This window comes from Deltaproteobacteria bacterium (assembly GCA_009929795.1).
In the GTDB taxonomy this organism is placed as follows: domain Bacteria; phylum Desulfobacterota; class Desulfovibrionia; order Desulfovibrionales; family Desulfomicrobiaceae; genus RZZR01.
In genome coordinates this window covers 1-13,359 of record RZZR01000070.1, presented here as the reverse complement: position 1 = coordinate 13,359, position 13,359 = coordinate 1, and the positions used below count along the sequence as shown (strand labels likewise).

At 58.5% G+C, this 13,359-nt stretch carries 15 protein-coding genes and 1 tRNA gene; 7 read left to right on the top strand and 9 right to left on the bottom strand.

Translation table 11 applies throughout. The features are described from left to right. Positions 1–104 precede the first annotated feature (104 nt). Entirely contained in the window at positions 105–1,568 is a 1,464-nt protein-coding gene (locus tag EOM25_08875) for a UTP--glucose-1-phosphate uridylyltransferase (protein ID NCC25296.1), read from the bottom strand. Positions 1,569–1,760: 192 nt separating this feature from the next. On the opposite strand from EOM25_08875, the gene coaE reads away from it, so the two are divergent. From coaE to EOM25_08855, 4 genes are all read left to right on the top strand, one after another. Then, positions 1,761–3,392 (top strand): dephospho-CoA kinase, encoded by a 1,632-nt coding sequence (gene coaE / locus EOM25_08870; GenBank protein NCC25295.1) that lies wholly within the window; start codon positions 1,761–1,763, stop codon positions 3,390–3,392. A gap of 80 nt (positions 3,393–3,472) precedes the next feature. After that, positions 3,473–4,243 carry an ABC transporter ATP-binding protein gene (locus EOM25_08865; GenBank protein ID NCC25294.1) on the top strand — a complete coding sequence of 257 codons (771 nt, stop codon included), beginning with the start codon at positions 3,473–3,475 and terminating at the stop codon, positions 4,241–4,243. A gap of 5 nt (positions 4,244–4,248) precedes the next feature. Continuing rightward, positions 4,249–5,427, top strand: a complete 1,179-nt coding sequence (locus EOM25_08860; protein NCC25293.1) for a SufD family Fe-S cluster assembly protein — start codon at positions 4,249–4,251, stop codon at positions 5,425–5,427. 10 nt (positions 5,428–5,437) lie between these two features. Further along, positions 5,438–5,887, top strand: coding sequence for a hypothetical protein (locus EOM25_08855; GenBank protein NCC25292.1), 450 nt, complete (start codon positions 5,438–5,440; stop codon positions 5,885–5,887). Here the strand turns inward: EOM25_08855 and EOM25_08850 are convergent, their stop codons facing one another. The 3 genes from EOM25_08850 to EOM25_08840 are packed head-to-tail and all read right to left on the bottom strand — an operon-like array spanning position 5,888 to position 7,619. Further along, positions 5,888–6,658, bottom strand: coding sequence for a molecular chaperone DnaJ (locus EOM25_08850; protein ID NCC25291.1), 771 nt, complete (start codon positions 6,656–6,658; stop codon positions 5,888–5,890). Then, positions 6,655–7,128: a YkgJ family cysteine cluster protein gene (locus EOM25_08845; protein NCC25290.1), complete on the bottom strand. Its 474-nt coding sequence runs from the start codon at positions 7,126–7,128 to the stop codon at positions 6,655–6,657. Before EOM25_08845 ends, EOM25_08850 begins: the two co-directional genes overlap by 4 nt. Before the next feature lie 26 nt (positions 7,129–7,154). Beyond that, positions 7,155–7,619 (bottom strand): CoA-binding protein, encoded by a 465-nt coding sequence (locus EOM25_08840; GenBank protein ID NCC25289.1) that lies wholly within the window; start codon positions 7,617–7,619, stop codon positions 7,155–7,157. Between EOM25_08840 and mqnC the strand changes: the two genes are divergently transcribed. Beyond that, positions 7,618–8,649: a dehypoxanthine futalosine cyclase gene (mqnC, locus tag EOM25_08835; GenBank protein NCC25288.1), complete on the top strand. Its 1,032-nt coding sequence runs from the start codon at positions 7,618–7,620 to the stop codon at positions 8,647–8,649. The genes EOM25_08840 and mqnC overlap by 2 nt on opposite strands. Here mqnC and EOM25_08830 read toward each other — a convergent pair. After that, positions 8,628–10,511 (bottom strand): protein-disulfide reductase, encoded by a 1,884-nt coding sequence (locus EOM25_08830; GenBank protein ID NCC25287.1) that lies wholly within the window; start codon positions 10,509–10,511, stop codon positions 8,628–8,630. The genes mqnC and EOM25_08830 overlap by 22 nt on opposite strands. Before the next feature lie 115 nt (positions 10,512–10,626). Here EOM25_08830 and EOM25_08825 point away from each other — a divergent pair. Beyond that, positions 10,627–10,702 (top strand) — tRNA-Lys (locus EOM25_08825). Next, positions 10,692–11,111: a hypothetical protein gene (locus tag EOM25_08820; GenBank protein ID NCC25286.1), complete on the top strand. Its 420-nt coding sequence runs from the start codon at positions 10,692–10,694 to the stop codon at positions 11,109–11,111. The genes EOM25_08825 and EOM25_08820 overlap by 11 nt, the downstream gene beginning before the upstream one ends. Positions 11,112–11,391: 280 nt before the next feature. On the opposite strand, the gene EOM25_08815 is transcribed toward EOM25_08820, so the two are convergent. The 4 genes from EOM25_08815 to EOM25_08800 all read right to left on the bottom strand — a co-directional run bounded on the left by EOM25_08815 (position 11,392) and on the right by EOM25_08800 (position 13,263). After that, positions 11,392–12,048, bottom strand: a complete 657-nt coding sequence (locus EOM25_08815; GenBank protein NCC25285.1) for a hypothetical protein — start codon at positions 12,046–12,048, stop codon at positions 11,392–11,394. 422 nt (positions 12,049–12,470) lie between these two features. Next, on the bottom strand, positions 12,471–12,725 hold the full coding sequence (locus EOM25_08810; protein NCC25284.1) for a hypothetical protein: 255 nt from the start codon (positions 12,723–12,725) through the stop codon (positions 12,471–12,473). Further along, positions 12,713–12,898 (bottom strand): hypothetical protein, encoded by a 186-nt coding sequence (locus EOM25_08805; protein ID NCC25283.1) that lies wholly within the window; start codon positions 12,896–12,898, stop codon positions 12,713–12,715. The genes EOM25_08810 and EOM25_08805 overlap by 13 nt, the downstream gene beginning before the upstream one ends. Then, positions 12,895–13,263: a hypothetical protein gene (locus tag EOM25_08800; GenBank protein NCC25282.1), complete on the bottom strand. Its 369-nt coding sequence runs from the start codon at positions 13,261–13,263 to the stop codon at positions 12,895–12,897. Before EOM25_08800 ends, EOM25_08805 begins: the two co-directional genes overlap by 4 nt. Between the last annotated feature and the right edge of the window lie 96 nt (positions 13,264–13,359).

Here is a 13,359-nt window from a genome sequence, read left to right as displayed (position 1 = left end):
AAGCCACGCCAGTTTTCAAGACTGGTGCAATCAACCGGACTCTGCCATCTCTCCGCACTAGCGGCCCTGTCTAGCCGGGCCGCTGGAGGTCGTCAACCTCGCACTCATTCGATACGAACATGATAGTCGGCTCGTTCGAGCATTTCAGCCGTGACCAGAACCTGTCTTGATGTCTCGTTCACGATCTCAACGTGACCTCTGAGCGGCATCTGTCCGGCAAAGACCACGTCGCCCCGGACTTTCAAGGACTCACATTCGATCAGGGACGGCGGCCCGACAGGAAAACGAGTCTGGAATTCATCAATTTTCTTGAAATAGACCGGATCGAGATCAATGCGGATAGGCGGCAAGGTCCTGGCCGGATTTGGCACGACATTGAACCGGTCGGAGATGATGTAGTTATCGGACATGACGTCTAGGATGTCGTTGGTCGTCTTGACCGGGGCGAACCTGGCCCGCGGAACTTCCAAGGCTGCGGCGTCCCTGAACGAAGCGATGGCCGAACCCATGGCCCGCTCGATCTGATAGACCTCGGGGGATGTTTCGTCCCTGGGGTCGAGGTGCTTTTTGTTCACGATGATATCCAGAGGCATCATACCGTGATAGACAAATACCTTTTCCAGCACCTGGAGATCGACCCAGATCGAGTTGGTATTGAAGAACGAATAGCGTTCGATATCCTGGAAATCCTCGATCTCGTCCTCGGGGCACTGGGCGATTTCCCGAAGAACGAGCCTGCCGTCGTTCCGGGATCTGGCCAAATGGCCGCCTTTGCGGTCGGCATGGGTTCTTCTGGCGACTTCCATGACAAAGGATAGATCCTTTTCGACCATGTATCCAAGGATACGCTCGTCCATGACCGCGCCCAGATTGTCGGAATTGGAGATAAAAGCGTACTTGAAGCCGCCCTTCAAGAGCTTCTGGAGCACTCCCGAAGTGACCATGGCCTGGAAGATGTCCCCATGGCCGGGAGGATTCCACTCCAATTCTGGATTTTGGGGCCAAGTGGCCGGAGAGTAATCCTTCTGTAGTACCTTGGGAAACTTGTGCTGGAGAAAAGCCAGGGGGATGCGGGTCTCTCCATTGTCAAAGTCTCCCAGGGCCAGCATGGTGTCGGTGTGTGTACTGAAACTGTTCATGAACAGCAGGGGGACCGTGGTCCCGTTCCGTTCGCGCATAGCCTCCACCTGTCGAACGATGATGTCCAGGAAGGTCTGTCCACGCCTCACAGGAAGAAGGGATTTGGCTTTGGTCAGACCCATGCTCGTGCCCGATCCGCCGTTCAACTTGACGATGGCCAGCATGTCCATGGCATCTTGGCCGACTTCTCGGTATTCCTCGAGTTTTTCATAATGTTCGATGTCCTCGTCTGCGATGGGCTCGATGTCATGCTCCGAAAGTTTTCCCTGGTAACCTGAAAGAAGCTGATCGAAGTAGTACTTGAAGACGTTGATAACGATGGCCGGCATGCCGTGGGCTTCCATCTTCAGGGCGAAGGACCTAAAAATCTGGAAAAAATCGTCACTTTTGGGATGGAAGGCCTGCTTGATAAGCGGAGAGCGGGACATGGACTCCTCCTTGGAATGAATCCGTGGTTAAGGCGCTTGTTGTGATTTTACATGAAAGTTCAGCGCGTTTCAAGCACTTCCAGTCCCAATGACACTCGGACGTCTTGACAGGAACCGGCTCGAAGCCTTGAATGAGTGTTCCAGGGCTTTGCGCCGAACCCGAAGTCGCCAAAGCGAGACACATGCCAGCAGATGAGTCACTCCACACCGGTTGAACCGACCTTCACCGTCCACGAAGGTCTCGAAGGGAAGCGCCTTGATACGGCCCTGATGGCCATGTCCGGCCGTGTTGACACCAGTCGGTCCAAAATCCAGACGTGGATCAAAGACGGCCTGGCCACGGTGGACGGCCTGCCCTGCCTAAAACCCGGATACAGACTCAAGGCAGGTCAAAGGGTTTTCATTGAGGCTCCCCCGTCTCCACAAGGCCGGACTCTGGAACCTGATCCGACCCCGCTCGGCATTCTGTGGGGGGATAACGATCTGGCCGTGATCGACAAACCCGCAGGCCTCTGTACGCATCCGGCCCCGGGAATCGACGAACCGACCCTGGCCCATCGACTGGCCTTCGCCTTCCCGGCCCTTGCCAAGCCTGGGGACCAACGGCCGGGCATTGTCCATCGACTGGATAAGGACACGTCCGGAGTCCTGGTCGTGGCCAAGTCCCAGGCCGCTAGGCTGGCCCTGGCCAGGCAGTTCGCGGCCAGGTCGGTCGAGAAGGAATACCTGGCCGTGGTCCACGGCCGGCCGGGACCCGATCGAGGACGAATCGAACTCCCTCTTGGCCGGCACCCAGAGATCAAGACCAAAATGGCCGTGGTCCCCAAGGGCGGCCGGCCGGCCTTGACCACCTGGGAGCATGTCTGGTCTCCTCCCGGAAACGGCCATGCCCTCCTGCGGGTCAGGATTTTCACCGGACGGACCCATCAGATCCGGGTCCATCTGGCCCACATCGGTCATCCCATTCTCGGAGACAGGGTCTACGGCCCAAAGAGTTCCGTCATTCCCGGAAATCATCCCCTTCTGGGCAAACTTGTCGTCCGCCAACTCCTCCACGCCTGGCATGTCCGACTGGACCACCCGCTCGACGGATCGCCCATCGACGTCCGCCTTCCTCCGCCTCAGGACTTCATGCGGGTCTTGCTTCTCTTGCAGCGAAAACCCATGGTCGTCGCCCTGACCGGCCTGCCTGGATCGGGGAAGAGCGTTTTGGCCACAGCCCTCGCTGCCAAGGGGGAAAGGGTCTGGAGTGCCGACGACCATGTCCGGGACCTCTACCGCCAGGACGGGGACGGTTGGGAGATGCTTAGAAGATCGTATGGTTCCCGATTTCTGGAGGAACACGACGGCCAGGTGGACCGTCAAAAGCTCTTCCAGGCCATGATCGAGGAGCCCGGTCTGCGCCGGGAAGTGGAGGGACTGATCCATCCCCTGGTGGCGCACGGCCTGGAGACCTACCTTGCGAGCCGGTCCAAGGACCGGGTGATCTTTGCCGAAATTCCCCTGCTCGCGGAGTCCAGGCATCTGGACAAAAACCGCTTCGATCTGATTCTGGGAGTGTTTCGGCCGGAGAACGAGCGATTGGCGGCGTTGAAGTCCCGAGGGTGGTCTCCGGAGGTCATCGCGGCCATGGAATCATGGCATCTTTCGGCCAAGACAAAGTACCAGTCTTGCGGACTGATCGTCGACAACTCCGGGCATCTCGAACGGCTTGAACATGCCGCCGATCTGGTTTCGGCCATTCTCGTTCGGTTGCGCGCCAGGATCTCACGACGCCTCAAAACGCGGCTGGATTCCTTCTTCGCCACTGGACAATTTTCATAGGGGCCGTCTGGACTTTCGCCTGCCCCTGTCTTATCTGACGAACCTCCGAAACAACCCTCAACCCAGCTAAGGAACGCGCCATGCTGAAATTGGAAAACCTGCACGTGAGCATCGGCGACAAGGAAGTGCTCAAGGGCATCAATCTCGAGATCAACGACGGGGAAACCTTCATTCTCTTCGGACCCAACGGATCTGGAAAAACCACCCTGCTCATGGCCATCATGGGATTCAGCGGGTATGTTGTGACCAAGGGACGGATCATCTTCATGGATCAGGACATCACCGATCTGCCGAGCTACGAGCGGGCCCGGCTGGGAATCGGCATGTCCTTCCAACGCCCCCCGACCATCCACGGGCTGAAAACCAAGCATCTTGTGGAGATGTGCGCCCGGGACCGGGAAGTCGATGTTGAACGCATGGCCAGGCAGGTCAACTTCGACAAATTCCTCGACCGGGACATCAACTCCGGATTCTCCGGCGGTGAAATCAAACGCTCCGAACTCCTGCAACTCATGGCCCAACAGCCCAAGATGGTTCTGTTCGACGAGCCCGAGTCCGGAGTTGACATGGAAAATATGGCCCTCATCGGCAACACGGCCCGCATGCTTTTGCAGGGAGACCAGGAACCCAAGCCCGGCCTGAGCATGAAGGAACTCCGACGCATTCGGCCCAAGACTTCGGGCCTGATCATCACCCATACCGGATACATCCTGGACTATGTCAACGCCGACCGGGGCCAGGTCATGTTCGACGGCGTTCTCTGCTGCGACAACCGTCCGACCCGGCCCAGGGACATCCTCGATCATATCAGCAAGTTCGGATACAAGGAGTGCATCAGATGTCTGAATTGACCAAAATGCGGCCCCGGGAACAGGCCGATCCAAAACTCGACTTCGACCAGTTCCAATTCACGGGCCGGGACGGCGCTCCTCTGGAAGACCTCCGACAGCTCTCGGATGAAGACCGCCGGCGCCTGCTCATGGCCGGAGTGGATATCGAGGAAAAAGGAAGAAGCGGATCCTTCCTGCACATCGATCACTCCAACGCCCATTGCCATTCCCGCCAAAAGGGAGTTGAGATCCTGGGCATCAAACAGGCCCTGAAAAAATACGACGGGCTCCCGGAATACTACTGGCGGGCCATCGACCGGAACCAGGACGAGATCACACGCCGGGCCGACCAGAACCTTCACGGGGGCTATTTCATCCGCACGGCCAAGGGGGCCAAGATCGACGAACCCGTCCAATCCTGCCTGTTCATCAAAGGCGAGAACGTCGGCCAGAACGTCCACAACATCGTCGTCGTCGAGGAAGACTCGGACGTCCACATCATCACCGGATGCACGACCTCCGAATCGGTCCAGTCCGCCCTGCACCTGGGCATCTCCGAATTCTACATCAAGAAAGGCGGCCGGCTGACCTTCACCATGGTCCACAACTGGGGCGAACAGGTCATGGTCCGCCCGAAGACCGTGGGCATTGTCGAGGAGGGCGGGGTATTTCTGAACAACTACATCCTGCTCAAGAAAGTCGGATCGGTGACCTCCTATCCCACCATCTTTCTGAACGGTGCAGGGGCCGTCTGCAGGTTCAACTCGGTCATCGTCGCCCCTGAGGGATCGCACATCGACACAGGCAATCGCATCGTCCTCAACGCCCCGGAAACCAGGGGCGAGATCATCTCCAGAACCATCACCACCGGCGGCAAGATTATCGCCCGGGGACACATCATCGGCAACGCCGTTCCTGCCAGGGGGCATCTCGAATGCAAGGGCCTCATCCTCGGCAACGGCATCATCCACGCCATCCCCGAACTCGAAGGCTCGGTCACCGGCGTGGAACTCTCCCACGAGGCGGCCGTGGGCAAGATCGCCCAGGAAGAGATCGAGTACCTCATGGCCCGGGGTCTAGACGAGGATGAAGCCACGTCGACCATCGTCCGGGGTTTTCTGAACGTCGACATCATGGGGCTTCCGGAGGAGCTCCGCCGATCCATCGAGCAGACCATCGAGGAAAACGAGAAGGAAATGTTCTAGGCTGCATGCGGTGCCGGGATACAGGTCTCACATCCTGGGCGGACTGGCTGCGGCCGGAGCCTTGGGCGTCGGCCTAGCCTGGGGGGACATGTTCCGCCCCGGGCCGGGTGAAGCCGCTGGTCTGGCCGTGGCCGGAGTGCTCGGGGGACTTTTTCCGGATGTGGACACGGACTCCAAGGGGCAGAACTTGTTCTACCCTGTCCTGATCGCCGTCGATCTGGTGCTCATGGCACTTGGAGAATTTCGGTGGGCTGCGGTCCTTGGGTTCCTGGCCATGCTCCCGGCCGTCGGGCGTCACCGGGGCTGGACCCATTCGGGCTGGGCCATGCTAGGCGTTCCCCTGGCCGTGGCCTCCCTGCCGGTCGTCTTCTATGGCACTCCACCCACGGCCGTGTTCCCTTTTTTTCTGGCTGGAACGGCCGGGTATGCCTCCCACCTCATATTGGACAAAATCTTCTGACTATCTGGCCAGGAAACGAACGTAGAGATCGCCCTTCCAGGGTCCAAGGCGGCGACCCTGGCCCTTGAGGCGGACCTCCCGGCCGACAACGTAATTGAGTGGAAGGACAACCTTCATGGTCCTGGGCTGTCCAAGGGCAGATCGTAGGGTCAGATGGACTGTTGACCCGGGCAAAAGACTCCCGGGCGGGAGCTGAACGGTCTGATGATCGTCCAGATGCCCGTGAAACCAATTCTTGACGCCGCTCCACAGGCCATCACTCAGATCGAGATCAACGCCCATGTTCCGAAAGCCGAGGCGAAGTCTTTTTCGCTCGACAGCCGGAACTACCGGAGGACGGCCACCGTCGCGCCTGATCTTCTGGAAAATGTCCTCGAAGACCTGCCGGGCAAAGGGATCGTTCAGAATGTCCCGCATGACACGTTCCTGATCCGCGGTACTCCCGTTGGGAGCCGATCCGGCCGGACGTTCGGATCCGGCCTTTTTCTCTCCATGCTCGGGGCCGGCCTTGCGCCAACCCGATTTGGCCTCTCCGGAAGGCTCACGGCGGGAGTCTTTGCCCGGGGAACTCGATCCGATCCGGAGATGATGCTTGACGATTACGTAGGCCCGGTTCAATTCGTTAAACTTTCGACCGGCATCGGGATCATTAGGATGAAGATCGGGGTGCAAACTGAAGGCCCGTCTCCGGTAGGCGCTCTTGACCTCCTCCCGTCCGGACCCGGGTTTCAGCCCGAGAACTTCATAGGCCCGTCGAAGGTCGAGACTCATTCCTCTTCACCGTTTCCGGACATGAAGGAGACCTCGATGTCCCTGACGATCAGGGCGTTGGCCTCGTCCCGCCCAACGTGGACCAACTTCCTGCACTGCAGGTAGCGGAGTCCAAGACGGGAGAACTCCTTGAAAGACGCGGTCCTGATCAAGCCGGGACAGGCGTCCTGGGCCATCTTCCAACTGTCGCGGTCCATGAGATTGCCCCGAAAAAAGGGCCAGGCCCTGCAGACATCGGGTTTGGCGGGATGAATCAGACATCCTGAAGGGCCGAAAAAAACACATTGATTCATGTCGTTGACGGCGATCTCGACTTTTCCCCGCCGTTCCACGGCATATGTTTCCAGAAACTCGACCAGGGAAAGGCCGAGAAAGGCGCAGATGCGTTCCTGTTCGGCCAGGCCGACGACGATACCGCCCTGGCCGAGGCAACAAGCACCGCAACGCTGGCAGACGAATACCGCCTCCAGTTCGGCCTCCAGCCTCTCGAGTTCATTCACAGCCAACCCTCCCGAAGCAACCGGTCATGCTCGACCATCAGACATCGATCTTCAATATAGACCATGCCGCCTTCCTTGGCTAAGGACATTGCCTCGGGACTTATGATGCCCGACTGAACCCAGAAGATACGGGGCCTGACGGCCAGGGCCAGGGCCTCCCGCACGTGGCCCGGGCAGTGGACCGCGGCCCGGAAGGCGTCGACCAGATCAATGGGCCCGGGCACCTCTCCAAGACTGGGGTAGGCCTCCAGGCCCCAGACCATTGTGCGCACCGGGTGCACGGGAACGACCGTGAACCCATGGTCCAACAGATACCGGCCGACCCTGTCCACCGCCTGACTCGGCTTGTCCTTGGCTCCGAGTACGGCCACTGTCTTGACCTCCCTGAGGAGGGCGGCTAGTTCCTCATTCTTCACAAACTGTGGTCCGAATTCCAAACCTTTCTCCCTATTCACATCCATGAACGACACCATAACCGTCTCCCAGGCTCTGGATCTTTGGCGATCCTCCAACGTGTTCGAACTCGGTCGCTTGGCCCATGCCAAGCGCACGGCCCTGCATCCGGAACCCATCGCGACCTATATCGTCGACAGAAACATTAACTACACCAATATCTGCGTCTCGGAATGCCGGTTCTGCGCCTTTTTCCGCCCCCAAGGCCATCCCGAGGCCTATGTTCTCTCCCGGGAGCAACTCCTGGCCAAGGTCGGCGAAACCGTCGAACTCGGCGGGTACCAGATCCTGCTCCAGGGTGGGATGCACCCCGATCTCGACCTCGGTTTCTACACGGATATGCTCCGGTCCATCAAGGAAGCCTTTCCCGAAGTGGCCATCCACGCTTTTTCGCCCCCGGAAATCCACTTCCTGGCCCGAAAAACAGGGTTGTCTCCAGTCGATATAATCGACCGACTGCGCCATGCCGGGCTAAACTCCATTCCCGGCGGAGGGGCGGAAATCCTAGTCGACGCTGTCAGAAACCGGGTTTCCCCCAACAAATGCTCGACCTCGGCCTGGCTGGAAGTCATGCGCGCCACCCACGGTCTTGGCCTCAAGACCACGGCGACCATGATGTTCGGCCATGGCGAAACCATCGAAGAACGGCTTGAACACCTGGAGCGCATCCGCTCCCTGCAGGAGGACACAGGCGGCTTCACGGCCTTCATTCCCTGGACGTTTCAGCCGAACAACACCCGCATCGACCATCCCGAGGCCTCTTCCGCGGAGTATCTCAAATTTCTGGCTCTTTCCCGCCTCTTTCTCCACAACATTCCCAACATCCAGGCCTCCTGGGTCACCCAAGGACCCATGATCGGCCAGCTGGCCCTCATCTGGGGGGCCAACGACTTCGGCTCGACCATGATCGAGGAGAACGTCGTCGCCGCTGCAGGGGTCCGATTCCGTCTGGCCGAAGACGAGCTCAAACGCCTGATCTCCCGGGCCGGGTTCACCCCCCGACGCCGGAACATGGACTACTCCCTGCGACCCGACTGAGCCTTGGGCCCAAACTCCGCGGCCAGGGCCTCTTCTATCTGGCCGGTGGTAAACAGGTCCCGAAGTACAAGGGGGGACTTCGGACGGTCCTCGGAGAAAAGGGCCACCACCGGAATGCTACGGCTGCCGAGCATGGCCAGCAGCTCCGATCCCGCGTCGTTTTCCCGGGTCAGATCGATCTGATAAAAAATCGCTCCGTAGCGCCTTTCCCATTCCGCCCGTCGACCGGGAGTCAACACGGCCTTTTCCAAAAACTTGCAGTTGGGGCACCAGTCGGCCGTGAAATCCAGGACAATCCGTTCCCGGCCAAGGCGATCGAGAAACTCCTGGGTCGTGAACGGCCTCCAGGCCTGGCCCATGGGTTCAGGCCGGAAAAGCACGAAAACCGTCAGGACGACCATGAGCAAGGCCGCCCCCCGAATGGTCCACCGTTTGAAAGCGCTCTGCGCCAGAGAGGTCCAATTGCCCCACATCCAGGCCCCCAAGGCGATGGCCAGAAAGAGGATCAAAACCTCGACGATGTCTTCGGAAGGCAAAAGGCCCACCAGATAGACACAGGTGGCCATGAGCACGAACCCGAGGATACGTTCCAGATGGACGGTCCAGTTGCCGGGGCGGGGCAGGAACCGGTACATGCCCGGAAAAACGGCCATGGTCATGTACGGGCTGGCCATGCCCAGGCCTATGCAGAAAAGAACCGTGGCAATGACCGTTGGGGGCTGAATCAGTGCCCAGGCCAACACCCCTCCAAGAAAGGGACCGCTGCACGGAGTGGCCAGAATCGTGGCCAACATGCCGGTGAACAGGGATTCGATCCGAGGATGATGCGATGCCCCGGCCTTCAGATCGATGATCGGCAGATTGTAGACTCCGAACAGGCTCAGCCCCAGGGCAAATATGACCGCCGCCAGGACGAGAATGGCCACCGGCTGCTGGAAAATCTCTCCCCAGGCCATCCCGGTCATGGCGATGACCACGGCCAAAATGATGAAGTATATGAGCATACCCAAGGCGAAAAATAGATTGTGTTCCCGAAAGGAACGCATCTGCCGGGTTTGGCTTCCTTCGACAACAGGAATGAAGGACCTCAATTTGAGGGTAATGACCGGCAGGACGCAGGGCATGAAGTTGAGGATCAGTCCGGCAAGAAAGGCGAAGACGGCCGCCTTGCCCATGGAGCGGACCTCCAGCCCGGGAGAAAAAAACCTGGGTTCGATATTCAGGGCCGTCGGGTCTATCGTTTCCCGGGGGGCATCCGTTTCGGAGAATCCGTCAGGCCTCTTCTCGACGCCCGGTGCCGACCGCTCCCACACTGGCCACCAATCCTGGCCCTGGGCCACGGCCAGAGAAAAATATGGCTGACCCAAATTGAGGGCGACCTCCTCCTCCACCGGCAGGCAGGTCGTGGAGGTGCACATGAGCATGCGGATTTGAGCTCGGAGCTCGATCCCGTCCTCCGGGACAACGGGTATCGGCAGGAAAACCGGAGTGCGCCCCTCGAAAACATTGGACAGGATGGAAGAATCGTAGACTTCCGGCTTTCTCTGTCCAGATGGATAGATCGGAACGATATCCAGGCCGTCGGGCTCCAGCCTGGCCGTGACCACAGTGGGAAACCCTCCGGGTCCGGGATCGTTGGCGTAGGTGTGCCACCCAGAATCCGGATCGATCCACAACACAGCCACGATGGGCGGCCCAGACTCTGGAACAGGGTCCATCCGAAACACTTCCAGAGCCAAGGAGACCGGGATTTCCACCTCGGGCATCTCGTCGGGCCGGGCCAGATCGACCTCGGCCTGCAAACCCAAAGCCCAGCCGAAAACGAGCACTAGGGTTGCTATAATGATTGTCAGTCGCTGCATGGCCCTTCTTCTGTATCCAGCCGAAAAATTCCGCAAGCCCTTTTTGACCCTTGACACGCATATCAGAGTTCAATAGGTAGCCAACCACGTTGCGCGGCACCAAAGGCGCAACTTCGGGCCACTAGCTCAATTGGCAGAGCAGCGGACTCTTAATCCGGAGGTTCAAGGTTCGATTCCTTGGTGGCCCACCAGAAAAATCAAGCCCTTACAGCGAAAAGCAGTAAGGGCTTTTTTGTTTCTGAAATTTCTGTCCCACTCCTGTCCCACTTTTTTGAGATGTGGGACCGGCCAGGACGACCAGATGCAGATGGGCAGAAATTTCTTCGGGTCCTCCGGCGACCTGTGGCTCTGTCGGGTCATAGAACGCGCGGAAAGCACGCCAATCTTGTGGTGAAAATTGAAATGGTAATCATGCGCATAAAATCAATGCTTTCCATCGAAAAAATCTATACGCAATTTCCGACCATGAAAACATGGTCGGAATACAAAACCACGACAAAAGGCGTTCCGTGGCTGTATCAGAGCGTCAGGCCGTCAGCAACGGCCTTTTGGCTATTGCGCATTATGCGCATGGAACCGTTGAAAAAAAATTATACCTAGCGGAATGTCGCGCGCTCTTTGACCCGAGATAGCGATATTCCCCAGGAGGACCCCGCGCAAAAAACCAAAAGGCCCACCTTGCGGCGGGCCTCCTGGCGGAGAACTGTCCTAGAGAAGACAGTTTTGCACTGATCCATGGCTCAGTGCGGCCTTTATGAGAACGAGCGGATGCTCGTTGACACCTTACTTGACCGGCCCGCCAAAAGGCGGTTGATGTCGTCGGCCCTGGTGGCTCTGCTGGCCAGGTTGAGCAGTTCGTCGGTTGAGAGTGATTTCAAGTTCATGCGTTCACCCGCACCACGCCCTTGACGGATGTCTGGGCAATCTCAAAATGAGTTATTACCTTGATTTTCAGGATGTCCGTTCTGAAATCCAGCCTCGTTGAAATTTCCGGAGTCAAGTCGCCCATGGTCAGAATGGCAAAGCTGGCCTGCTGGAGCGGGTCGGAAGCGACGTAGAAAGATCCGGCAGCCAGGCCGGGCAGGACCACCACCTTGGGCGCCCCAGGCCAGCCAGCCATGAGAGTTCGGGCCGCCACCTCGGAGGTCGATGGGACGACGATAGCGGCAGGGACAAGGCCCAGATCATTACCGGCCTGGTCGGTCTGGTCGCGTAGAGACTGAAAGCCCGCCCCCAGGCCCGTGGCGTCCATGGACCCGGATGTCTCTGCCAGGTCGGCAGATTCAAGGACCGTGGCCAGCCTGGCGTTGATGGTCGCGTTGACAGCCGATGCGATGCCTTGACCGATGGCGGGCAGGCTCAAAACGTCCATGCTGTCCCCGGCGAAAATAAGCGAATAGACCCTCGCCCATGATTTCATGCTGGCCGATGTCTTTTCTGACACGGCGTCCGATTCTTGGATTTCATGGCCTTCGGGTTTCAAAAACAGGGCCGGAAAGCTCGGCAGGTAAATTTCCTGCTCTTTGAAGTCGGGCATTTCTTGTTCGCGACATAGTGCAGACCAGGCGCCCCTGATGACTCCCGGCTTTACTACGAAATTTTGAACGGATGATGCCAAAGCGGCTTGAAATGTAGCCGATGACATTGCGCGCCGAAACAACTTGATGTCACTTCGTTCGACGTCCTCATGGCGCAGGCCCAAGGCCACCAAAGCACCACGCAGGGTTTCGCCCCAGGCGCCAGAACTGGCGTCGGTCCCTCTGGAGTTCAATGCCCCGGCAATCAATCCGGCGCGTGCATCGTCAACAGGCGCACGCGAGGCAACTTCGCTTTCGGGTTGTGTTCGTGCAAGTTCGTGCATAAATGTTTTTCTATCCATGGATGATTTCTCCCGGTTGACGTTCAAGATGGTTCCCATAATAGCAGAACCATCCCGAACGGCAATCCAGTATTGGCGCTTTATGTAGCAAGTTTGGATAACTGGCCTCGGATTTCTTCGATGACATGGGCCTGCTCGAAACAATCACGCCAGATGAGATTGACGGAAACAGTCGTCCAGCGTTGGCCGCAGGCCGTGCAGACCATTGACCGATAGGGTTTCATTGTTCGGTCGGTTCGGACTGCTTCAGCCATGCAGAACGGGCAAAGGCCAGTCGCGAAAACTTCATCAAATGGCCTGACAGCAGGCGGGCAGAAATGGGTTATCTTGTCCATAATCTCCTCCACCATGGTCGTCGTTGGCGCCTAGCCTCTTGGTCCAGGACCTCGACCACCCGGAGAATAACGCCAGGCGCGGCGACCTTGGTCTCGGGCGCACCTGGTCCGGTCAGACACAGGGCAACGGCTCGCAGATCGTTGGCCAGGGATCGCAGTTCGTCGGACTTCATCGGCCCACCTCCCGTGCGATTGCCAGCAGTTCGTTGATTTTTGCCCGCCCCTGGCGTCTGTCGATTTCCTCGGCGTCAAGGATGCCTAACAGGTCCAGGCAGACGCTTATGATTTCGCCCTTCAAGTTGGGCCTGGACGGTTCGTTGGTCGGACGGTCTTTTCGATATTCTTTAGGTCGGGACATGGTGAAACCTCTCAAGTCGCTTAGATGGTGCATTCGCAAAAAGCCTTGGCATCGGCCCGTGGTCAGTGATTCGACCAGGGACAAGGGCGGCTGCTCCGCGCTGGCCAGATAGGCGCACAGCAAAAGCACCCGACCCCGGCAGGCTTGAATGTGGGAATCCATTGACGGGTCGTCGGTCATGTCTGACCCCTAGTCATGCTCGAAGTGTGGACAGGCCCCGGACCTTGCGTCCATGGCGATGTCGTGCTTGTGGCAGTATTTGTCCCTGAACCAGCG

Coding starts and splice junctions, on each gene's coding strand:
- EOM25_08875 (NCC25296.1), bottom strand. CDS start 1,568: ATGTCCCGCTCTCCGCTTATCAAGCAGGCCTTCCATCCCAAAAGTGAC.
- coaE (NCC25295.1), top strand. CDS start 1,761: ATGAGTCACTCCACACCGGTTGAACCGACCTTCACCGTCCACGAAGGT.
- EOM25_08865 (NCC25294.1), top strand. CDS start 3,473: ATGCTGAAATTGGAAAACCTGCACGTGAGCATCGGCGACAAGGAAGTG.
- EOM25_08860 (NCC25293.1), top strand. CDS start 4,249: ATGCGGCCCCGGGAACAGGCCGATCCAAAACTCGACTTCGACCAGTTC.
- EOM25_08850 (NCC25291.1), bottom strand. CDS start 6,658: ATGAGTCTCGACCTTCGACGGGCCTATGAAGTTCTCGGGCTGAAACCC.
- mqnC (NCC25288.1), top strand. CDS start 7,618: ATGAACGACACCATAACCGTCTCCCAGGCTCTGGATCTTTGGCGATCC.
- EOM25_08840 (NCC25289.1), bottom strand. CDS start 7,619: ATGGATGTGAATAGGGAGAAAGGTTTGGAATTCGGACCACAGTTTGTG.
- EOM25_08830 (NCC25287.1), bottom strand. CDS start 10,511: ATGCAGCGACTGACAATCATTATAGCAACCCTAGTGCTCGTTTTCGGC.
- EOM25_08815 (NCC25285.1), bottom strand. CDS start 12,048: ATGCCCGACTTCAAAGAGCAGGAAATTTACCTGCCGAGCTTTCCGGCC.
- EOM25_08810 (NCC25284.1), bottom strand. CDS start 12,725: ATGGACAAGATAACCCATTTCTGCCCGCCTGCTGTCAGGCCATTTGAT.
- EOM25_08805 (NCC25283.1), bottom strand. CDS start 12,898: ATGAAGTCCGACGAACTGCGATCCCTGGCCAACGATCTGCGAGCCGTT.
- EOM25_08800 (NCC25282.1), bottom strand. CDS start 13,263: ATGACCGACGACCCGTCAATGGATTCCCACATTCAAGCCTGCCGGGGT.